At 36.3% G+C, this 20,221-nt stretch carries 24 protein-coding genes, 1 pseudogene and 1 riboswitch; of the genes and pseudogenes, 19 read left to right on the top strand and 6 right to left on the bottom strand.

What is annotated here, in order from left to right; genetic code table 11:
- Positions 1 to 18: 18 nt before the first annotated feature.
- Positions 19 to 495, bottom strand: a complete 477-nt coding sequence (locus tag ACIQVU_RS02185; RefSeq protein ID WP_340806447.1) for a hypothetical protein — start codon at positions 493 to 495, stop codon at positions 19 to 21.
- Positions 496 to 951, bottom strand: a complete 456-nt coding sequence (locus ACIQVU_RS02180; protein WP_340808585.1) for a hypothetical protein — start codon at positions 949 to 951, stop codon at positions 496 to 498. It lies immediately after the preceding gene.
- 150 nt (positions 952 to 1,101) lie between these two features.
- Between ACIQVU_RS02180 and rpmG the strand changes: the two genes are divergently transcribed.
- The 4 genes from rpmG (at position 1,102) to ACIQVU_RS02160 (ending at position 4,386) form a co-directional block, all read left to right on the top strand.
- Positions 1,102 to 1,251 carry a 50S ribosomal protein L33 gene (rpmG, locus tag ACIQVU_RS02175; protein WP_008408521.1) on the top strand — a complete coding sequence of 50 codons (150 nt, stop codon included), beginning with the start codon at positions 1,102 to 1,104 and terminating at the stop codon, positions 1,249 to 1,251.
- Between the two features lie 163 nt (positions 1,252 to 1,414).
- Positions 1,415 to 2,008, top strand: a complete 594-nt coding sequence (locus ACIQVU_RS02170) for a 5-formyltetrahydrofolate cyclo-ligase (protein WP_340806442.1) — start codon at positions 1,415 to 1,417, stop codon at positions 2,006 to 2,008.
- Positions 2,001 to 2,210: a YqgQ family protein gene (locus tag ACIQVU_RS02165; RefSeq protein WP_340806441.1), complete on the top strand. Its 210-nt coding sequence runs from the start codon at positions 2,001 to 2,003 to the stop codon at positions 2,208 to 2,210. Before ACIQVU_RS02170 ends, ACIQVU_RS02165 begins: the two co-directional genes overlap by 8 nt.
- 277 nt (positions 2,211 to 2,487) lie before the next feature.
- Complete coding sequence (locus tag ACIQVU_RS02160) at positions 2,488 to 4,386, top strand: LTA synthase family protein (protein ID WP_340806440.1); 1,899 nt, start codon at positions 2,488 to 2,490, stop codon at positions 4,384 to 4,386.
- A gap of 169 nt (positions 4,387 to 4,555) precedes the next feature.
- On the opposite strand, the gene ACIQVU_RS02155 is transcribed toward ACIQVU_RS02160, so the two are convergent.
- Complete coding sequence (locus ACIQVU_RS02155; protein ID WP_053994384.1) at positions 4,556 to 4,735, bottom strand: DUF2759 domain-containing protein; 180 nt, start codon at positions 4,733 to 4,735, stop codon at positions 4,556 to 4,558.
- Between the two features lie 169 nt (positions 4,736 to 4,904).
- On the opposite strand from ACIQVU_RS02155, the gene ACIQVU_RS02150 reads away from it, so the two are divergent.
- A complete protein-coding gene (locus tag ACIQVU_RS02150; protein WP_340806438.1) occupies positions 4,905 to 5,549 on the top strand; it encodes an MBL fold metallo-hydrolase in 645 nt (214 codons plus the stop codon).
- Between the two features lie 89 nt (positions 5,550 to 5,638).
- Here the strand turns inward: ACIQVU_RS02150 and ACIQVU_RS02145 are convergent, their stop codons facing one another.
- Positions 5,639 to 5,881 carry a DUF2626 family protein gene (locus ACIQVU_RS02145; protein ID WP_024361272.1) on the bottom strand — a complete coding sequence of 81 codons (243 nt, stop codon included), beginning with the start codon at positions 5,879 to 5,881 and terminating at the stop codon, positions 5,639 to 5,641.
- 118 nt (positions 5,882 to 5,999) lie between these two features.
- A complete protein-coding gene (locus ACIQVU_RS02140) occupies positions 6,000 to 6,710 on the bottom strand; it encodes a helix-turn-helix transcriptional regulator (protein WP_340806436.1) in 711 nt (236 codons plus the stop codon).
- Positions 6,711 to 7,158: 448 nt separating this feature from the next.
- Here ACIQVU_RS02140 and ACIQVU_RS02135 point away from each other — a divergent pair, with 448 nt between their 5' ends.
- The 4 genes from ACIQVU_RS02135 (at position 7,159) to ACIQVU_RS02120 (ending at position 12,331) form a co-directional block, all read left to right on the top strand.
- On the top strand, positions 7,159 to 7,848 hold the full coding sequence (locus ACIQVU_RS02135; RefSeq protein WP_402893567.1) for a response regulator transcription factor: 690 nt from the start codon (positions 7,159 to 7,161) through the stop codon (positions 7,846 to 7,848).
- Entirely contained in the window at positions 7,845 to 9,110 is a 1,266-nt protein-coding gene (locus ACIQVU_RS02130; RefSeq protein WP_402893557.1) for a HAMP domain-containing sensor histidine kinase, read from the top strand. The genes ACIQVU_RS02135 and ACIQVU_RS02130 overlap by 4 nt, the downstream gene beginning before the upstream one ends.
- A gap of 118 nt (positions 9,111 to 9,228) precedes the next feature.
- Positions 9,229 to 9,990, top strand: coding sequence for an ABC transporter ATP-binding protein (locus tag ACIQVU_RS02125; protein ID WP_402893554.1), 762 nt, complete (start codon positions 9,229 to 9,231; stop codon positions 9,988 to 9,990).
- Positions 9,938 to 12,331 (top strand): ABC transporter permease, encoded by a 2,394-nt coding sequence (locus ACIQVU_RS02120; protein ID WP_402893552.1) that lies wholly within the window; start codon positions 9,938 to 9,940, stop codon positions 12,329 to 12,331. Before ACIQVU_RS02125 ends, ACIQVU_RS02120 begins: the two co-directional genes overlap by 53 nt.
- Before the next feature lie 192 nt (positions 12,332 to 12,523).
- On the opposite strand, the gene ACIQVU_RS02115 is transcribed toward ACIQVU_RS02120, so the two are convergent.
- Complete coding sequence (locus ACIQVU_RS02115) at positions 12,524 to 12,994, bottom strand: peptide-methionine (S)-S-oxide reductase (RefSeq protein WP_402893550.1); 471 nt, start codon at positions 12,992 to 12,994, stop codon at positions 12,524 to 12,526.
- Positions 12,995 to 13,555: 561 nt separating this feature from the next.
- Here ACIQVU_RS02115 and ACIQVU_RS02110 point away from each other — a divergent pair.
- The 10 genes and pseudogenes from ACIQVU_RS02110 to gcvT all read left to right on the top strand — a co-directional run bounded on the left by ACIQVU_RS02110 (position 13,556) and on the right by gcvT (position 20,198).
- A pseudogene (locus ACIQVU_RS02110) lies at positions 13,556 to 14,008 on the top strand (VOC family protein).
- Positions 14,009 to 14,330: 322 nt separating this feature from the next.
- Complete coding sequence (comGA, locus tag ACIQVU_RS02105; RefSeq protein WP_340806425.1) at positions 14,331 to 15,350, top strand: competence type IV pilus ATPase ComGA; 1,020 nt, start codon at positions 14,331 to 14,333, stop codon at positions 15,348 to 15,350.
- Positions 15,328 to 16,401, top strand: a complete 1,074-nt coding sequence (comGB, locus tag ACIQVU_RS02100) for a competence type IV pilus assembly protein ComGB (protein ID WP_340806423.1) — start codon at positions 15,328 to 15,330, stop codon at positions 16,399 to 16,401. The genes comGA and comGB overlap by 23 nt, the downstream gene beginning before the upstream one ends.
- 10 nt (positions 16,402 to 16,411) lie before the next feature.
- Positions 16,412 to 16,750, top strand: coding sequence for a competence type IV pilus major pilin ComGC (gene comGC, locus ACIQVU_RS02095; protein WP_340806421.1), 339 nt, complete (start codon positions 16,412 to 16,414; stop codon positions 16,748 to 16,750).
- Positions 16,750 to 17,193, top strand: a complete 444-nt coding sequence (comGD, locus tag ACIQVU_RS02090; protein ID WP_340806419.1) for a competence type IV pilus minor pilin ComGD — start codon at positions 16,750 to 16,752, stop codon at positions 17,191 to 17,193. Before comGC ends, comGD begins: the two co-directional genes overlap by 1 nt.
- Entirely contained in the window at positions 17,186 to 17,503 is a 318-nt protein-coding gene (locus ACIQVU_RS02085; RefSeq protein ID WP_402893545.1) for a hypothetical protein, read from the top strand. Before comGD ends, ACIQVU_RS02085 begins: the two co-directional genes overlap by 8 nt.
- On the top strand, positions 17,496 to 17,924 hold the full coding sequence (gene comGF / locus ACIQVU_RS02080; RefSeq protein ID WP_340806415.1) for a competence type IV pilus minor pilin ComGF: 429 nt from the start codon (positions 17,496 to 17,498) through the stop codon (positions 17,922 to 17,924). Before ACIQVU_RS02085 ends, comGF begins: the two co-directional genes overlap by 8 nt.
- Positions 17,902 to 18,102, top strand: a complete 201-nt coding sequence (locus ACIQVU_RS02075; protein ID WP_341299668.1) for a hypothetical protein — start codon at positions 17,902 to 17,904, stop codon at positions 18,100 to 18,102. Before comGF ends, ACIQVU_RS02075 begins: the two co-directional genes overlap by 23 nt.
- Positions 18,103 to 18,122: 20 nt before the next feature.
- On the top strand, positions 18,123 to 18,638 hold the full coding sequence (locus ACIQVU_RS02070; RefSeq protein WP_340806413.1) for a shikimate kinase: 516 nt from the start codon (positions 18,123 to 18,125) through the stop codon (positions 18,636 to 18,638).
- Positions 18,639 to 18,783: 145 nt separating this feature from the next.
- Positions 18,784 to 18,876, top strand: a riboswitch (glycine riboswitch).
- 218 nt (positions 18,877 to 19,094) lie between these two features.
- Positions 19,095 to 20,198, top strand: a complete 1,104-nt coding sequence (gene gcvT / locus ACIQVU_RS02065) for a glycine cleavage system aminomethyltransferase GcvT (RefSeq protein WP_340806412.1) — start codon at positions 19,095 to 19,097, stop codon at positions 20,196 to 20,198.
- Positions 20,199 to 20,221 lie beyond the last annotated feature (23 nt).

Below are 20,221 nucleotides of genomic sequence, written 5' to 3'. Positions count from 1 at the left end.
TTCCAGCCCCGCTTTAGCTTATTGCTTTTTGCCTGTAATTAAATTAGCAATGTCCTCTAAAGACATGGCAGAATTAATTTCATAGGAGCCAATTTGTAAGCTGCGTGCATATTTAGCATTGGCAAGTAAAAGTTCCATTTCCACACTATTTGTAATAATCCCGCCGTCTTCCAGCTTTTGGGCAACAATATAAGGTGTAATACCGCTATAAATTTGCAGTGTCATTGTTGTCACCTCAGCAGCTGGCTTGTTAGCTGACTCAGCCATATTTGCAGCAGATGTTTCAGTCGTTTGTGCTGTTTTTAATTGTGCTTGTAATGACACAATTTTTTCATTAGCTTGCTGTAGCTTATTTTGTAATTCTTCGACCTCCTGCTTTGTTGAGGAAGCCTCTGTTGGAAGCCCGATATTGATATCGAAGCGACTAGCAAGAGCGAGCAATGCACCAACAAGAAAAATAGCCAGACCAAATGCGCGGATAGCAGATTTATTCATTTACGAGCGCCCTCCATTTGCAATCACTTGACGAACTTGTTCTTCTGTTAAATTAGAACGAATACTAATATCTGCAACAGAAAGACCTTGCCTATTTAATTCAAGCACCTGACTAACAATAATTTGATGAATGGGCTTTGCTTGTGCTGTTGTTTGAGTGACCTTTGCTGTTTGAGCAGCTTGTTGTACAGCCTGCATCATTTGCTGTACTTTAGGATTTTGCGCTGTATGAGTAGGAGCAGATTTCGACTTTACTTGGAATTCGGGCTCTAATAATAGCTCTTCCTCCACAATTTTTAAGCGACGTTTTAAATGATTGGTTTCTTGAAAAATAGCAATAGATAATTCTTCAACATCTTTTTCGAGTTTTTTCGTGCTATTTTTGAAAAAGAACGATAGGATCATTAGAACAATGCCGATGCTCATTAATAGGATGGATAAATCCAATAGTTTCACCTCATTATAGTATGTAATTATAAGGTATTTTACCATATGCAAACTTAATATGAAATGAAGGTAGATTTTTTTTCAGTTTATGTTATAATAGGTTAGTCGTATAAATCATGCTCAAATTTTAATTCTTGATATAGAGTGGGAGGGTTAATGATGCGCGTAAACATTACTTTAGCTTGCACAGATTGTGGCGAACGTAACTACATTTCTAAAAAGAACAAACGCAACAATCCAGAGCGTCTTGAACTTAAAAAATATTGCTCTCGCGAGAAGAAATACACTCTTCACCGTGAAACAAAGTAATCGCTCATTAAGGGGCTGTTATAGAAGTCCCTTTTTAACAACATTACTTGAACTTTAAAATGCCAAAACGCTGTTAAATCAACGCTTTGGCATTTTAATTTTGCTTATTTTTTGTTGGAATATCGATATTAAAAGGCTTTCATTGACAGGGAGGTTGACCCAGATGGATAAAACAACATTGCGAAACAAGGTACGACAAACGCTTGCCACAATGAGTGAGGAAGCCTATTGTCGTCAATCATTAACTGTAGTAAAAAAAGTGCTGCAGGAGCCATATATAATAGAAGCAAATACAATTGGTATAACCATTTCACATAAGCCAGAAGTCGACACACTCTCTTTTATTGAAGAACTTTGGCAGCTTGGCAAAAAGGTCGCTGTGCCAAAATGTAACCCGAAAACAAGGGAAATGTCATTCTACGCTATTGAATCATTTGCTCAGCTTGAAACGGTATATATGCATTTGCGTGAGCCTATTCCTGAAAAATGTGAGTTTGTTGACGCAAATGATATGGATGTAATCCTTGTACCGGGTGTTGTTTTTGATAAGACTGGTTACCGAATTGGCTATGGCGGTGGTTATTATGATCGCTATGTATTAAACTATACAAAAGGAAAATTGATCTCTTTGCTATTTGATGAGCAAATTGTTCAGCATGTTCCTGCCGAAGCACATGATTGCCCAGTAGATATCATTGTGACGCCGACAACCCGTATCGATTGTCGACTACAACGAGGAGCGAAAGAAAATGGATAAAATGTTAGATATTTATGAACTTTTGAAAACATATGGTACTTTTATTTATACACGTGATCCCATTGGCGATTTAGTGTTAATGGAGGATGAAATACGCGAGCTTTATAAAGCGAATGTACTAGATATGAAGGATTACCAAATGGCATTGCTACTAATTCGACAGGAAGCAACAAGACTGCGTGTAGAAGAAAATAAAAAGTAATGTTTGAAAGAAAATAAATATGGGTAGTGTAAAGTTGATGTAACATGTATGTAATATTCTAAAGACAGTGGATTTCCGCTGTTTTTATGTTTTTAAGAAACTTTTTACACTGTAAAACGTATATATAGATATCTGGCGCATAGCGAGGCGTGGAGAAATAAATTCCAAAAGATATATGTTGCGTATCTGTAAAAAAAGGATTAAGATATATTTTGTTTCAGTTACAAAATGTAAAAAATTATTATGTTTTTGTAAAGAAGTAGGGAGGATGTTAGGAATGAAATCAATAAAGTGGCCTAAACATTCATTTATGATACTAGCAATTATAACAACATGGATTAAAACGGTCATTGTGTATCACACAAGCTTTGAGATGAAAATTGAAAATGCCATGCAACAATTTATTTTATTTATTAATCCATTGAGCTTCTTGCTATTTACGTATGGCTTGTCACTATTCTTTAAATCAGCAAAAGCCAGAAACCGTTACTTAATTACGGTCAGCATTATTTTGTCCATTGTATTATACGGAAACGTTGCGTTCTACCGATTCTACAATGACTTTATTACGCTACCAGTATTGTTCCAAACAAGTAACTTTAGTGACTTAGGAACATCAGTAGCAGCGATTGTTGAGCCTTGGGATGTATTATACTTCATTGATGTACTTATTTTAATTTTAGCGAATAAGTTTTTACCGAAAATGAAAGAAACATTTAAAGTCAATGTTGAGTTCCGTCGTGCGTTCTTTGTATTAGCAATTGCAATGTCATTTTTAAACTTAGGATTAGCAGAAACAGAACGTCCACAGCTTTTAACACGTAGCTTTGACCGCGAGTTATTAGTAAAAAACATTGGTACGTACAACTATCATTTGTATGATATTTATATTCAATCAAAATCATCAGCGCAACGTGCATTAGCGGATGGTAGTGAGCTAGTAGAAGTGAATAACTATATTCGCTCAAACCAAGCAACTGTCAACCCAGAGATGTTTGGGAAATATAAAGATCGCAATTTAATTGTTGTATCAATGGAATCTTTACAAAACTTTGTGATTAATAATGATATGAATGGTCATGAAGTTACACCATTTTTAAACTCTTTAACAAAAGATAAAGATACGTATTATTTCAGTAATTTCTATCACCAAACAGGCTTAGGAAAAACATCTGACTCAGAGTTTATTGTAGAAAACTCATTGTTTGGTTTAGGTCGAGGTGCAGTATTCTTTACACATGGTGGTAACACATATAACTCAATGGCTGAACGCCTTGGAGAAAATGGCTACTTTACAAATGTCATGCATCCAAATAATAAATCATTCTGGAACCGTGATATGATGTACCAATCACTAAAAATCGATAAATTTTATGATATAGACTCATATACAGTGGAAGAAGGGCAAGCGGTAAACTGGGGTATGAAAGATATTCCATTCTTAGAGCAATCTGCTGCTTTAATGAAGGATATGCCACAGCCGTTCTATTCAAGATTGATTACATTAACAAACCACTATCCATTTACACTTGACCCTGAAGATGTGATGATTCCTGAATATGATTCAAACTCAGGTACATTAAATCGTTATTTCCAAACAGTGCGCTATATGGATGAAGCATTAAAAGATTTCTTCCAAGCATTAAAAGATCAAGGTGTTTATGATAACTCGATTATTGTGATGTATGGTGACCATTATGGTATTTCTGAAAACCATAATAAAGCGATGGCACAATATTTAGGTAAAGATCAAATTACACCATTTGATAATGCAATGCTACAAGAAGTACCTTTATTTATCCATATTCCAGGTTCTGGCGATGGTCAAGAAATGACAGAGGTATCTGGTCAAATGGATTTACGTCCAACGATTTTACATCTTCTTGGTGTGGAAACATCAAAAGACATGCAAATGGGCGCAGATTTATTCTCTCCAGAGCATGAGGACTTTGTTGTATTCCGTGATGGACGCTTTATTACAGATAAGTATGTTTATGCTGGTGAAGTTTGCTATGACAAAACAACTGGTGAAGAAGTAGAAGACAGTGAGTCATGCCAGCCATATGCAGATCGCGCAACAACAGAGCTGGAAAACTCAGATGCCATTATTAATGGTGACCTGCTACGTTTCTATGATGAAAAGACAGGCAATTTAAAGCAAGACTCCGTTAAATAATTAAAGCGATTCGACCATTCCAAAAGGTTGAATCATCAAGAAAAACCAGACGTTTGAGAAACGCTTTTAATAGGTGTTTTACACAAGCATTTGGTTTTTTCTTTGGGTGAAAGCCCAAGAAAAAAGAGCAATCTCTAAATTAAGAGATTGCTCTTTTTCTGTCTAAATTTTAGTGTAATTTTGGTGGGTAACCGCTATGAATGATTGTCATAATGACAAACCAACCGAATACGGCAGCACTTAATAAGTTGAAAACAACGCTTAATAGGTTCTTTTCTTTAATTGCTTGGAATGTACCAACTACAGCTAAAATCGCTACTAGACCAAAAATAACCATTAATAAGTTCATTAAAAATAGACACTCCTTTCGACATCAGAAAATGAATGTCGCAAACAATATTCCTCCTTAATTGTATACGTTCCACCTGTTTTTGTCGAGAACTAAAATAGCGTAAACTATGAACATTTATCGTCAAATTGTGGCAAAGCCTGTATAATAAACTATTGAGGTGATCACTATGATGAATGTACGAAGCTATGCGCTTGGGCCAGTCCAAACAAATTGCTATATCGTATCGAATAAAGACAAGGAATGTATAATATTTGATCCAGGTGAGGAAGCAGAGCATCTTATTAAAACAATTCGTAGCAATGGCTTAAAGCCATTAGCGATCTTTTTAACACATGCCCACTTTGACCATATAGGCGCTGTGGAGGCTGTACGTGAGGCTTTTTCTGTGCCTGTATGGATTCATGAGAAGGAAGTAAGCTGGCTCGGGGATCCCGTGAAAAATGGCTCCAGTAAATATGCAGCATTACCAGATTATATTGTAGCTGCTCCAGCCGAAGAGTATATTATTAAAGAAGAGCAATCATTTGAAATAAGTAATTTTAGTTTTAAAGCAATTTTTACGCCAGGACATTCGCCTGGGAGTATTTCCTATATCTTTGAGAACGATGGCTTTGCGATTGTAGGAGATACATTATTTGAGCAGGGAATAGGGCGTACAGATTTATTAGGTGGCTCCACTAAAGTATTACTAACCTCTATTCATGAGAAATTACTAACGCTACCAGAGGATACGATTATTTATCCTGGGCATGGCAGCTATACAACGGTTGGCGCAGAAATGGAAACCAATCCATTTTTAAATGGCTTTTAATCATTGATAGATAAATTCAATATTGCCGATTAAAACAATCAAAAAAAGCGCATCTCATTTTATAGCATGAGATGCGCGATTTTCTTTGATTAATGACCGCCACCAGGTACGTGAATGAATGTTGTATAGTACGTGAAGCCAGCGAAGAATACAGTTAAATATGCTCCGAAAATGTACATGTACATACGTTCTGAAAGGTTTAAGAAGCCTAATAATAAGAATAAACCTGTATTACCTACGAATAATAGCGATACCTCGTTCATACCACCAAGGTAGAACATAACGGCAAAAATACCTGTCCAGAAAGCCATAACTTTATACATATTATCCATGAAGATTTCCCCTCCTTTTGCCCACGACACAATAATCTCTTACTCATTATAAATGATATGAAAGGTGTCTGTAAACTGGAACTTCTGCTTCTTTGTGACAAACAAATGGATTTTTAAACTAGCGATCCATTTCTGTCACGTTTATTTCATATTTACATAAATCACAATTATGTACCATACTTTCCATTTGTACAAATTCATTGTTTGAGAATAATGCATCTAGTTGACCTTTTAAATAGGATTCATGTAATGAACATACAATTTCGGAATGAGCAGTTAGCTGCTCTTGGAATGGACAATTGAAAATGGAGAATATTATTTTTTTGCCATGTTCTGTTTGTTGAACGTGCGGAATATAGCCAATTAATGCAGCATTATCTGTTAATAGCTGAAGCTTATCATCGAAGGAAAGGGAATTACTTAATGTTAATTCAGCATTTATATAAGTTTTCATTTGCTGAAAGCCATCTTGATAGCTAATTTCCTGACATTTTGTTAGCGCTGATGGACCTATGTCCTGCACTAATTGAATTGTCCATTTTAATAAACGCTCTTCATCGCGCCTTGGAAATGATAGGGACACACCTTTTTCAGAAGCCTTATAAACGCGCCCTGGTCGACCACCTTTGCCTGTTTTCATATAGTCAGCCGTGATAATATTAATTTCTGCAAGCTTTGTTAGATGAAGTCTAGCAACATTTGGATGAATGCCAAATTCATCTGCAATATGTTGAACTGTAATCGTTTTCTTCTCTTTTAAAATATATTCATAGATTGAATATCGTGTTTCATCAGCTAGTGTACTAGTAATTTTTAATGGATGGATCATATACTTCACCTCTTTAAATTTTTTGATTGTTATTCGTCTACCAGATGCTAGGAAAATAATCGTGATAGTTCTATTATATTGTATTATTGAAAAAGATACAGTTTATTTCTGTCTAAATAATAATTTTTTCATGTATTTATTTTTTATTATATTAACCATTTGTGATGAAGATGCACTTAAAAATAGTAAAACACAAGAGAAGGCGCTTAATTTTGTATGTGTAAGAAATAATAAAAAATTACATAAGGTACAATCTTTCATGAATGGTTTAGCGATAAAAAATGGAAAATCTAATGGTGAAGCAACGCTGATTGATCATCACTAAAATACTTTAGATAAGTATGGTGCAATACCATTAAAGTATGCTATAACTTTATCGAAGAGAGGACAGTGTCTAGTTCAAATGATCCGTTAAATGGTTTTTGAAAGTGTACAAAGGAGGCTTATGATGAAAGTAGATTGTTTAGTTGTGGATGATGAAATGGCTTTAGCTGAAACGACCTGTGAATATTTTAATATGTTTGAGGTCAAAACAGCATTTGTGACAAGTGCGGTGGAATGTGAGCGTTTTTTGGAGGAACACGAACCATCATTAATTCTTCTCGATATCAATCTTGGGCATGAGTCGGGGTTTGATTTATGTAAAAAATTGCGTAAAACAACGCAAATTCCAATTCTATTTATTAGTGCCCGTTCCAGCGATGATGATGTTTTAATTGCGCTTAACATAGGCGGGGATGATTACATACAAAAGCCCTATACTTTAAGTATTTTACTAGCAAAGGTCAAAGCTGTACTTAAAAGATATGGGAATGGTTCTAGCAACCAACAAGAAACTTTGACATTTGGACAAATCCAAATGGATACAAAACTTCATCGTATGCGGATAAAGGGAGTTGATATTCAACTAAAAACGATGGAATATAAACTGCTGCATTATTTGGCAAAAAATAAAAATCGCATCATCACAAAAGATGAGTTGTTTCAAAATGTTTGGGGCGATTCCTTTGTAGGCGATGGCACGCTTAATGTACATATTCGGCATTTACGTGAGAAAATTGAAGAGGATCCCAAGAACCCGCAATTGATTAAAACTGTATGGGGGACAGGCTATATTTTAGAGGATACAAGCGGATGAAAATAAAATGGCTCATTATAATGATTGTAGTGTTTTTTGCTGTTGGCATTACTTGCTCAACCATCATTATTAACAATAAGAATACTGAAGAAGTGGATCTTATCGCCATAAATGATTTGGTCAAAACAGTTGAAAAAAATTGGGGACAAATTCAGGAAGAAACTTTTCACAGCAGTAGCATACTCCAGCCATATTCAATTATAGATGCCTCTGAAAACGTGATTTACCAAACATCAGATACTTCTTTTCATTATATATACGATGCCATAAAAAATAGGGATATAGTGATGGATGTAAAGAAAGATAACGAAATAGTAGGAAAAATCATTATCCATAATAACGAACAAGAAATAGTGGAACAAATGAAAAGTGAACTAGTCAAATCCATTCTTGTGATTTTTACTGTATTAATGATCATTAGCATTCTTTATATTACCTATATTTACAGGACCTTATTAAAGCCATTTCAGCAGCTTCAGGCTTTTGCCGCAAATGTGGCGAGGGGTCATTTCGATATACCTTTAAATATGGGCAAGAACAATTACTTTGGCGCATTTACGGAAAGCTTTGATCTATTACGGGAAGAGCTTGATGCTGCTCGTCAAAGAGAGTATGAATCCAATCGCAGTAAGAAGGAGTTAGTTGCCACATTAAGTCATGATATTAAGACACCTGTCGCCTCCATCAAGGCAGTTAGTGAATTGATGCTGATGCAGGCAAAGGAGGACAAGGTCATAAAGCAGGTGCAGACGATCTCCTCAAAGGCAGAGCAAATTAATTTACTTGTGACGGATATGTTCCACGCTACGTTGGAAGAACTACAACAATTAAAGTTAACGGTAACTGAGCAATCGAGCGAAATCCTTGTAGAGATGATTGAAAATGTTAATTATGATCATCAAATCGTCTATGATGCTATTCCACCATGCATTATTTTAACAGACCCCTTACGTATGCAGCAGGTAATAGACAATATTATTAGTAATTCCTATAAATATGCAGGCACAAAGGTCATCGTTAAGTCGCAAATTAATAACGGTTATCTCGAACTCCATATGATAGATTTCGGATGTGGCATTAGTGAAAAAGAATTGCCCCTATTGTTTAATAAATATTATCGCGGAAAAAATGTTGAAGGGAAGAATGGTTCAGGGCTTGGTCTCTATATCTCAAAATATTTTATGGAAAATATGCAGGGCCATATTCACTGTTACAACCGCCAAGATGGCTTTACAGTTGTCTTAAAAATTAAACTGGCATAAGAATTAAGGATTAGTTAAGAATTGCCTAAAGATTGGCTAAGAATTTATTTTGTATGATAAGGCTGTAATCTTCATTACAGTCTTTTTTGAATTGAATATAAAGGAGCGTACAAAAAATATGACAAAGGCAATTATTAAAACAGAGAAGCTATGTAAAACCTTCTCAAGCGCTGGAATTCAACAGCATGTATTAAAAAATTTGGATATTTGTTTGCTAGAAGAGGATTTTACCATCATTATGGGGAGTTCAGGCTCTGGGAAATCGACGCTGCTTTATGCTATGAGTGGTATGGATAAGCCCACATTAGGCACAATTGATTTTGCAGGTGAAAATTTAGCAAAATTAAACAACGACCAGCTGGCGGTATTTAGACGAAATCATTGTGGCTTTGTCTTTCAGCAAATTTATTTATTAGACAATATGAGTGTGCTTGATAATGTACTGGCAAGTGGTCTGTTAGTGAATAAAAATAAGCGTGAAGTTGAAGAAAAAGCGAAAGAATTATTGAATCAAGTAGGAATCGGCGAAAATGCATGGTCTAAGTTCCCAACACAGCTTTCTGGCGGGGAGGCGCAACGAGTTGGAATTGTTAGAGCATTAATAAACAGCCCGAAATTATTGTTTGCGGATGAACCAACCGGTGCGTTAAATTCAGCAGCTAGTACTAGTGTTCTGGATGTATTTACCAATGTCAATCGTAACAGGCAAAGTATCGTGATGGTCACGCATGATATGAAAACCGCGTTGCGCGGAAATCGGATTCTCTATTTGCGGGATGGTGTTATTTGCGGTGACTTGCAGTTAGGTACATACAGCGAGAAAGACAATGTCGAGCGCCATAAAAAGCTCAAAAATTTCCTTGCAGAAATGGGGTGGTAAGGTGAAGATCATCAACCTAGCGATGGCGAATATTCGAAAAAGCAAATCTGCGACCTTTTCTTTATTTATCTTTATTTTGGTCGCTGCTTTACTTTTGAATATCGGTTTAATGGTTATCACACAAATCAATACATTTTTTGAAAGTAAAGCTGAACAACTAAAAGATCCTCACGCAATAATAATGATGGATTATGCAAATTATCATTCAAGTTATGGAGAATTTATAACGAAATATCCTGGGGTGACAGAGTCAGAAACAGAAGAAATGATCAGAATGAACATGGCTAAATTTAACTTTGGCAATAGTGAATTATCGACTAATGTCATTATTTTTAATGCGGATACAAAACGTAGGATTGGTCCGTTAAATTTGATAGAAAAACTGAATACATATGGTTCTCATGATATTTTTGTGCCGTATAGTTTTAAAACAAATGGTGGCTATCAATTAGGTGATCACTTTACCATCACCTATCAAGACAAGGAATATGAGTATCGAATTGGAGGATTTTTTGAAACAACGATGATGGGTACGAATAACATGGGCGTTATGAAATTTATGTTGCCGGAACCTTCCTATTTAAAATTGGCAGATGAATTAAGTACCCAATCAGAAGGCTTGGTTATATCTGCAATATTGGACGATCAAACACAATCATCGACGTTAAAAAACAATTTTTTTAAAGAATTCCACCAATCAATAGAAGTGAATGCTAATATTTGGGGATTAGATATTGAACAAGTGAAAAGTGTAACTACATTAACGATTAATCTTCTAGCGACAATACTGGTAGCATTTGCAATAATAATTGTACTTGTTTCACTCATTGTCATTAAATTCCGAGTTGCAAATAGTATTGAAGATGGTGTGGAAAATATTGGGGTACTTAAAGCGATTGGTTACACAAGTAGGCAAATTCTTTCATCGATGATTCTACAATTTATCTTCATTGCTCTTTGTGGAAGTGTGATAGGAATTGCGCTGTCATATGTTTTTATGTCTTTCTTCGGAAGTATTATTTCAACGTTATCTGGTTTAATATGGACGCAAACATTTGGTCCTATGGCTAATTTGATCAGTATTTTCTTTGTTACACTTGCTGTTTTAATCGTTACACTACTATCCGCCTTTCGTGTTAAGAAAATTCTGCCTGTTGCAGCACTTCGTGGCGGCATTCAAACGCATAACTTTAGAAAAAATCGTGTTCCATTGGAAAAAGCGAGAGGCGGACTTCATTTCTTACTTGCGATTAAATCAACGCTTGCAAATGCAAAACAAAATATGATGATTCTTTTCATCATTATTGCACTAACTTTTGCCTCTGTCTTTTCAGCAGTGTCCTATTATAACATTGCGTCAGATAAGACGGCATTTGTGGACTTATTCGGTGTAGAACCTGCAAATGTGTATGTAATTATCAAATCAGATGTAGATATAAGAGAACTTTTGAGTCATATTGAACAAATGGAATATGTACGGAAAGTGAATCTATTGGATAAAATTCAAACGAAAATTGATGGTCAAATCGTGTATACAAATGTTACGAATCATTATGACCAGTTAGAAAACAATATCGTCTACGAAGGTCGCCAGCCAAAATATGAAAATGAAATATCCATCTCTTGGGTTGTATCAAGCCAAATTAATAAAGGAGTTGGGGATACAGTTGAAGTAGAATTTGAGAATGAAACAGCTAGTTTTCTAGTAACTGGAATCAGTCAATTAATTCATCATTCAGGCCAGGTAGCCGCATTAACATTAGAAGGAATTCAACAATTACAAACAAACTATAAAGGATCTACCCTTAATGTTTATTTAGATGGTATATCGAACAAAGATTTTATCAAAAATGTCCAAGAGCAATATGGGGATTATCTAGTTGGAACAGTAGATATCGATGAAAATATAGAGAGCGAAACAGGTATGTATACAGATGCAGTGTTTGCTGTGCTACTGACGGTTCTAGCCATCACCGTGCTAGTTGTTGTCATGATTCTATACCTGGTCATTAAAACAATGATTATTAAGCGTAAAAAGGAATTTGGTGTGATGAAAGCTATCGGCTATTCAACAATGCAACTAATGCATCAAATCGCCATCAGCTTTCTACCAGTTATCATTACAGGCGTTACAATTGGTGGTGCACTTGGTTACTTTTTCACTAATCCAATGCTTGCTGTATTACTATCAAGTGCAGGCGTAAAACGTTTGGATTTTACCATCCATTTACCGACCGTTCTACTACTTTGCATTGGAATCCTTCTATTAGGCTATCTGGTTTCCATGCTGGTATCTTTAAAAATCAAAAAAATTACAGTTCACAGTTTAATGACAGAATAATAGCAATCGCTCATCTCTGACAGGAGCCAATAATAAAGTGGTTTCATTTACAAGAGCCTTACTACATGAGATATGTAATAAGGCTCTTAAAAATTGTTTAATTCTTCTTAAAAACAGTTCTATTCCCTTTATTGTATGCTTAAGCATATCTGAAAACTATAGATTCTCTCAATCATCTTTTCATCATCTCTCTTACTTATACATATTTAATAGTTCTTCGGGAATATGACAATAATCATTTGGACATCTAGCTAACCTATCTTGATGTTCTTCTGCACTTCTTATGTAGTTTGTAAGTGGTAATACTTCAACAACGATAAGGTTGGAATCATTTCTCTTACCAATAAACGCCTTCGCCTCTTGTAAATGTTCGGGCTTTTCACTATAGACGCCTGTTCTGTATTTCTCCCCAACATCCTGTCCTTGCTTATTCAAGCTGTAGGGATCAATGATTTCAAAAAAATACCCCATTAATTCCCTGATTGTGACAACTGTCGGATCAAATTCTGTTTTTACACATTCGGCATACCCATCATAATCCTCCTCAAGTGTCTGACTTGTGCCATTCGCTCTTCCTGCTTCTGTAAGCTGAACGCCAGGTAAGGTTTTTATAAAGGCTTGTACGCCCCATAAACATCCGCCTGCAAAATATACTACTTCCATATTGATTTTCCTCTTTGTTTAAAAAATAAAAAAATCATTCCAAGTAATGGGACGAGAAAAATGTAATTACTAAGTTTGCTACATATTCAAATAATGACAAATTTGATTATTCCCCGTTATGACCCGATTGTTGAACACTAGTCAAACAACTATATTATTTTAAATTGGTTTTATTGTAAATTAACTATACTATAATCATGAGAGGACACTATGTTCAATATATGCGCATATATCCTCTTTTTTGTACATAGTTGATATATTAAAAAGGATGTATAATAATTATCAAAAAATTAAACATTGTTATTGTTGGGGGACGTAGCCTAAGCGTCAAAAAGAATGGATCTTGTAGATGGAGTAATGAAGATGCAAGAAGGAATTTTAGAGGATAACAGCAGGAGATACATGTTAGTGGATGGTGAAGGTTTTCTGTTTCTTCCTGAAAATCAAATTTCACATTTTCCTATTCTATGACAAGGTGTTTGTTATTTGGAAGGAATTTGGAATTTTTTAATAGAATAATTTATAGAGATAATAAATTTTTACACATAAGGAGATAAGACGATGACAAAAAATAAATTACTAAGAATGGACAATGTCAGCGTCGTTGTAGAATCACTTGATGACGCAATCTCTTTCTTTGAGGAGATTGGCTTGAACCTCGAAGGGCGAGCCACTGTCGAAGGTGAATAGGCTGGCCGTGTAACTGGATTGGGTTCTCAGTGCGTAGAGATTGCTATGATGGTTACCCCGGATGGCCACAGTCGACTTGAACTTTCGCAATTTCTCAGCCCGCCTACTATAGCAGATCACCGGACTGCTCCTGTAAACGCCCTCGGTTATCTACGCGTTATGTTCACCGTTGAAGACATTGACGAAATGGTATCGAAACTCACTAAGCATGGTGCTCAGTGAGTTGGCGAAGTGGTTCAGTACGAGGACTTGTATCGACTCTGCTACATTCGTGGAATCGAAGGACTGCTATTCGGTTTGGCGGAACAGCTCGGTAACAAATAAGTAAGTAGCTAGTAGGTATCACTCCTCGTTTTTTATAAATTTTTTTGATTTAGATCTTGATAAAGCAACTTAAACAATTTTTTATCTATGCATACCAAACTACATTGTTTAGCAGGTGTCCAAATGTCTGCTGAAGCAAGATAAAACTTTAACTATCACAGAAAGCTCTTTAAGGAAAAGGCTGAAAATTGTACATTCTCATATATTTTTAGCGCAAATTTTTAATTTCAGCAAAGGGCTTTTCTGATAACAGCTTTCTATTTATACTAGGGGTAACGAATAGAGCGGTCATATTCGAATGAACTAGAAGAGAGGTGCATATATGCAAAATTTTGAAACGGTTGTTGAGCAAAAGTGTGAGCAGCTTTTACTAAAAGCCTATCATTTTGGTGCATCTGACGTGTTGCTAGTGCCAGGCAGTGTAAAATATCAGCTTTATTTTCGGAAATATGATAAGCTCCTGCAAGCAGGTGAGCTGCCCAATGATTTAGCTGAAAGAATGATCTCGTACTATAAATTTCTAGCAGAATTAGATATTAGCGAGCGCCGTAAACCTCAAAGCGGCTCTTTTCAAAAAGCGATGGAACAAAACCCATACGCCTTTCGTGTATCAACACTCCCCTCGGTATTTTTAAAAGAAAGCTTAATTATCCGTTTACTTCTTCAAAACCATACATTCCCACTAACTTCCCTATGTTTTTCTGAAAGTGCAGCACACCAATTAATGGCACTTGTGCAAAATAAGCAAGGCATTTTGTTTTTTACAGGTGCAACAGGCTCTGGCAAGTCTACGTCGCTATATTCCTTAATTCATTATTGTTCTACAGAATTACATCGACATGTTATTTCGTTAGAAGACCCTGTAGAAAACAGCCAAGCCAATTTACTGCAAATTCAAGTAAATGAGCGAGCTGGCGTTACATATGCAACAGGGTTAAAAGCTATTTTACGGCATTCTCCTGACGTTATTATGATTGGTGAAATTCGAGATAAGGAAACCGCCAAAATTGCGATTGAGGCAAGCTTGACAGGTCATTTAGTCCTTTCAACCATTCATGCAAAAGATTCGATTAACTGTCTGTACCGTTTAATGGATTTAGGTGTGTCCATTGAGGAGCTGCGACAAACGGTGATTGGTATTGTTGCACAAATACTTTTCCAAGCCCCAGCTATACATGAGGAGCGCCGAGCCATTTATGAAATTTTGGATGATGTTTATTTAAGTAAGGCTATTTCGGCTATAGCAGCAAAGGCATACTATGAGCTTCCGTATGAACGAACATTAATGGGGCAAAAAGAATTATTGGAGAGTCAGCAATATGCGGTTACAAAAGTCTATTGATCGACTGCTTCTTCGGTATAAAAAGGCAACAAAATGGCGGTTAAGAGAGCAGGCACAATTTTTCAATCGTTTATGTGTGCTTATGCAGGAGGGCTATTTATTTCCACAGGCGCTTGCCATGCTGTTACCCCATCATATTGAATCACATCAGGATGTTCAGCGGCAAATTGATGATAAATTGAGGCAAGGGGTAGGTGTAGCAGGCATACTTGAAACATTGCAGCTAAGCAAGCAGCATCTAGTGGCGATTACAGTAGCTGAGAATAATGGGCATATGATTGAGGCACTAGAGGGGATTGCTAAGCAGCTAGCTGTTAATGAGCAAACAAAGAAAAAATTGTTGAAGCTACTTGCTTATCCTATTGCATTAACATTTTTCTTATTATTGCTGTTTTTTGTATTTCGAACAGTGTTTTTACCCAATATTGAAAAAATGACAACAAGCCGTACAGTCGAATCAGAACCAGCAGCCGTTGCATTGTCTAATTTGCTGTTGCATGTGCCAGATGTGGTGATTGTCGTTATACTTCTAACACTTTGTCTAATAGGACTCTGTCGCCTTATACTGACACGGCAACCCATTGCTAAGCAGCTCACCATCCTCTTAAAAATTCCATTTCTTCAACGCTATTTTCGTTTAACATTAACAAGACAATTCGCAGCCTATTTAGGAAGCTTACTGCAAAGTGGCTTTTCATTACAAGCAAGCCTTCAAATTTTAGAGGAGCAGCAGCTTCAGCCCTTTTTACAAAATCTTTCACAACGTATAAAAGAAAGAGTTATTTTTGGTGAATCCTTGGCACAGGCAGTTATGATGCTAGCTGTTTTTCAGAAGGACTTTCCTATTTTTATAGAGCATGGTGAGCAAAGCGGCTATTTAGGCAAAGAACTAGTATTGTACAGTGAGTTATTAATGGACAAGCAGGAGCATCTTTTGCAGAAAATGCTGTCGCTTGTACAGCCTAGCTTTTTTATTCTAATTGCACTATGTATCGTAGCGGCTTATATGAGTTTATTACTGCCAATCTATCATATGATTGAAATCGTATAGGAGGGAAAGAATGAAGCATATTAAACAGCAAACAGGTTTTACGTTAATTGAAATGTTAATTGTATTGTTAATTATCTCAGTATTGATCCTTATTACTATACCGAATATTACCAAGCATTTCGCCACAATTGATAAAAAGGGATGTACAGCCTATATTTCAATGGTGCAAGGGCAGGTCGAGGCCTATCGTGTAGATTTTATGAGCTATCCAACATTAGAGGATTTGGTGAGGGAAGGCTACCTCAAAGAAAATGAAACTACATGTCCCAATAAAGAAGAAATTATGATTACAAGCGAAGGAGAGGTACGTTTAGCCAATGCCAAATCTGAAGCAGGTTCAGGTGGCTAATGCGACATCGTCAACAGGAAGCAGGCTTTACATTGCTAGAAATGCTTATTGTCTTAGTGATTGTCATGAGCCTTACTGCCATTGTGCTGAAATTTTCTTTAAAAACAGCGGAAACAAGAGAGCTGGAGCGGTTTTTTACACAACTTCAATTAGATATTCAATATATTCAAACATATAGTATGAACCAACGCCAATATATAGCAATGACATTTGAGGGTGGAACAGCTAATCGCTATGTCATTCAAAAAAATGCTTTTACAAATATATACGAGCGTCCTTTTCCAAAAGGTGTCGCATTTTTACCAGAAGAAAGCACCATGTATATGCTTGTTTACAATGGCAAAGGCAATGTTATGACAGCTGGCACATTGTCGTTTAAAACACCGCAGGGCAAGAAAAAGGTAATTATTACATTAGGGCGAGGGAGAGCAAGAGTTGAATGAGTCAGGCTATTCATTTGTAGAAACAATTTTAGCTATTAGTATTTTCATGTTACTTTGCACATCGTTATTGCCAATTACCTATACAATGAAAACTAATCTAACGAATAAAAAATTAGAGATGATAGCGGCTGAAACAGCCTATGAGGGATTAAAACAATATCAAGCTTTACAACAAACAGCAGGCTCTAGGACGGTTGAACAAATTGACTATCATTGGCAGTATGATGGACAGGAAATTTGCGTAAGCTTTCATAATATGCATAAGCCACGCCAAAAATGCATTCGGCTAACGGGTGAAGTCTATGAATAACAAAGGCTATACATTATTAGAAGCTTTATTTCAATTAGTTGTTTTTGTAGTAGCTTCCCATCTTCTCATACTAATTATGCTATGGTTTGCTGAAATGTCCTCAACGATGCTAACGGATGAGCAATCCAAATGGGAGCTATTTGTGTACGACTTCAATCAATACTTGCACAATGTGTCAGCATTTTCGATTCGAAATGACCAAAAAAGAGTTACCTTACAAACCACTGAAAAAGTCTATCATATTGATTGTTACCGCAATCTTATTCGCGAGCAGCAAGTAAATGGTGGGCATGTGCCACTATTAAATGGTGTCGATGCATGTCAATTTCGCTATACAGATAATATGTTGACAGTAGCTGTCAAATTTCCTAGCGGTATACAAAAGGAGCGAACCTTCTATGTGGCAATTACTGAAAAATGACAGAGGGGCTATTTTTTTAATCGCAATTGCATTATTATTTTTTGTAACTACTTTTGTTCTTGCGTATTGTATGTCTTATGAAATGCAGTTTCGAACTTATGATGGGCTGGAAAAGTTGAATGTTCGGGCTACGATAAATTTATTAGGACAAATTTTGTCAGACAGTGTAGAATCGTAGTTATAAGAAGGTGACTCGAATTGCGAAAAATATATTTAGTTGGCTTTATGGGCAGCGGAAAAAGTGCGTTAGGAAGACGTCTAAGCTATTTATTAAAGATGCCATATTATGATATGGATCATGAAATTGTGCGACAGCAGGGGATGACCATTCCAGAAATTTTTGAAAAGTACGGGGAGGCACATTTCCGAGAAATCGAAACAGCATTTTTGAAAAACTTCCGAGATGAAGCTTGTATTATTTCTACAGGTGGTGGGGTGGCTATGAATGCTGAAAATCGAAAAATTATGCGACGCAGTGGATTGGTGTTTTTTCTGGATGCGTCGTTTGAAGATATTTATAAGCGCATTCAGCATGACCCAAATAGACCAATTGTTCAAAGCTCCACAAAAGAAGAGCTTGAAAAGCTGTATCATTACAGAAGAAAGTTCTATCGTGATGCAGGGCATATACAGGTGCTAACGGAAGGAAGAACGATTCGTCAAATTCTAGAGTATTTAGTATTCCAAGTGAAAAGGTTAAAAGGCGAACGATAATATCTTAAAAAGAATTGAATATTCGTGTTTGGTTATCTTTTTAAAAAATGATTGCCTTTTCAATGCATTTAATGTTAGGATATAGACAAATAAGTAACTAAATGTTCATTGAATACTAAATAGTACCAAGATTGATCTTGGGCGGATGATTGTGCGGGGAGAGCGCGTATAGACGCCACCGAAGGAGCAAGTAGCAATGGGCTATGAATCTCTCAGGTAAAAGGACTCGTACAAGACGCAACTCTGGAGAGAGCTGTAGTATAACAATAACAGCCACCAAAGGGGAAAGCCGACTAATTGGCAACGAATTGCGAGTCAGTTTGGTGTAACTTTCAGGTGCAAGGACAGAGAATCCCGAAAAAGGGGTTCGTCTGTCTTTTTTTATGTCTTTTAGGTCAAAGTACAGACGAACTACTACGAGTAAACATGTAACGAACAATAAGGGGGCAAAAATGAATGGCAAATGAATTAAAGCGTACACCTCTATTTGAAGAATATGCGAAATATGGTGCAAAGACTGTTGATTTTGGTGGATGGGAGTTACCTGTTCAATTTTCTTCTATTAAAGAAGAGCATGATGCAGTGCGTAACCGTGCAGGCTTATTTGATGTATCACATATGGGCGAAATTTTAGTAACGGGCCCTGATGCACTTAACTTTTTACAAAATCTTTTAACAAATGATGTATCCAAAATAGCAACAGGTCAAGCACAGTATACAGCGATGTGCTATGAAGATGGCGGTGTTGTAGATGATTTATTAACGTATAAATTAGCAGACAACCATTATTTATTATGTGTCAATGCAGCGAATATTGAAAAAGACTATGATTGGATGATGGAAAATCAGCATCAATATGATGTGACGATTGATAATCAATCTGATGCCTATGCACAAATTGCTCTTCAAGGTCCATTAGCAGAAGAAGTGCTTCAATCCCTTACTTCAACAGATGTAAGTGCCATTAAATTTTTCCGCTTCCAAGAGAATGTTGAGGTTGCAGGACATAAAGTATTAGTTTCTCGTAGTGGCTACACAGGTGAAGATGGCTTTGAATTGTATGGTGCTCCAGAGGATATTAAAGCGCTTTGGGGGAAAATTTTAGAGGCTGGTCAAGACAAAGGTGTTGTTCCTGCAGGTTTAGGCTGTCGTGATACACTGCGCTTTGAGGCAGGTCTACCATTATATGGACAAGAGCTATCAGCAACAATTTCGCCGCTAGAGGCTGGTATTGGCTTTGCTGTGAAATTAAATAAAGAGGACTTTATTGGTCATGAAGCATTAGCAGCACAAAAGGAAAATGGTCTTCCACGCAAATTGGTTGGTATTGAAATGATTGATAAAGGTATTCCGCGTCATGGCTATAAAGTATTAATGGATGGTAAGGAAATCGGTGAAGTAACAACAGGAACACAGCTTCCTTCCTCTAAGCGTAATGTTGGTCACGCATTAATTGACAGTCAATTCGCAACAATCGGAACTGAGCTAGAAATCGAAATTCGTGGTAAGCACTTAAAGGTAATCACAGTTGAAACACCGTTTTACAAGCGTTCAAAATAATAGTTGAAAAGAGGGACCTACAT

The sequence above is a fragment of the Lysinibacillus sp. NPDC098008 genome (assembly GCF_044760715.1).
Taxonomy (GTDB): domain Bacteria; phylum Bacillota; class Bacilli; order Bacillales_A; family Planococcaceae; genus Lysinibacillus.
This window is presented reverse-complemented; position numbering and strand designations above follow the sequence as displayed.

Coding starts and splice junctions, on each gene's coding strand:
- ACIQVU_RS02185 (WP_340806447.1), bottom strand. CDS start 495: ATGAATAAATCTGCTATCCGCGCATTTGGTCTGGCTATTTTTCTTGTT.
- rpmG (WP_008408521.1), top strand. CDS start 1,102: ATGCGCGTAAACATTACTTTAGCTTGCACAGATTGTGGCGAACGTAAC.
- ACIQVU_RS02170 (WP_340806442.1), top strand. CDS start 1,415: ATGGATAAAACAACATTGCGAAACAAGGTACGACAAACGCTTGCCACA.
- ACIQVU_RS02165 (WP_340806441.1), top strand. CDS start 2,001: ATGGATAAAATGTTAGATATTTATGAACTTTTGAAAACATATGGTACT.
- ACIQVU_RS02160 (WP_340806440.1), top strand. CDS start 2,488: ATGAAATCAATAAAGTGGCCTAAACATTCATTTATGATACTAGCAATT.
- ACIQVU_RS02155 (WP_053994384.1), bottom strand. CDS start 4,735: ATGAACTTATTAATGGTTATTTTTGGTCTAGTAGCGATTTTAGCTGTA.
- ACIQVU_RS02150 (WP_340806438.1), top strand. CDS start 4,905: ATGATGAATGTACGAAGCTATGCGCTTGGGCCAGTCCAAACAAATTGC.
- ACIQVU_RS02145 (WP_024361272.1), bottom strand. CDS start 5,881: ATGGATAATATGTATAAAGTTATGGCTTTCTGGACAGGTATTTTTGCC.
- ACIQVU_RS02140 (WP_340806436.1), bottom strand. CDS start 6,710: ATGATCCATCCATTAAAAATTACTAGTACACTAGCTGATGAAACACGA.
- ACIQVU_RS02135 (WP_402893567.1), top strand. CDS start 7,159: ATGAAAGTAGATTGTTTAGTTGTGGATGATGAAATGGCTTTAGCTGAA.
- ACIQVU_RS02130 (WP_402893557.1), top strand. CDS start 7,845: ATGAAAATAAAATGGCTCATTATAATGATTGTAGTGTTTTTTGCTGTT.
- ACIQVU_RS02125 (WP_402893554.1), top strand. CDS start 9,229: ATGACAAAGGCAATTATTAAAACAGAGAAGCTATGTAAAACCTTCTCA.
- ACIQVU_RS02120 (WP_402893552.1), top strand. CDS start 9,938: ATGTCGAGCGCCATAAAAAGCTCAAAAATTTCCTTGCAGAAATGGGGT.
- ACIQVU_RS02115 (WP_402893550.1), bottom strand. CDS start 12,994: ATGGAAGTAGTATATTTTGCAGGCGGATGTTTATGGGGCGTACAAGCC.
- comGA (WP_340806425.1), top strand. CDS start 14,331: ATGCAAAATTTTGAAACGGTTGTTGAGCAAAAGTGTGAGCAGCTTTTA.
- comGB (WP_340806423.1), top strand. CDS start 15,328: ATGCGGTTACAAAAGTCTATTGATCGACTGCTTCTTCGGTATAAAAAG.
- comGC (WP_340806421.1), top strand. CDS start 16,412: ATGAAGCATATTAAACAGCAAACAGGTTTTACGTTAATTGAAATGTTA.
- comGD (WP_340806419.1), top strand. CDS start 16,750: ATGCGACATCGTCAACAGGAAGCAGGCTTTACATTGCTAGAAATGCTT.
- comGF (WP_340806415.1), top strand. CDS start 17,496: ATGAATAACAAAGGCTATACATTATTAGAAGCTTTATTTCAATTAGTT.
- ACIQVU_RS02075 (WP_341299668.1), top strand. CDS start 17,902: ATGTGGCAATTACTGAAAAATGACAGAGGGGCTATTTTTTTAATCGCA.
- gcvT (WP_340806412.1), top strand. CDS start 19,095: ATGGCAAATGAATTAAAGCGTACACCTCTATTTGAAGAATATGCGAAA.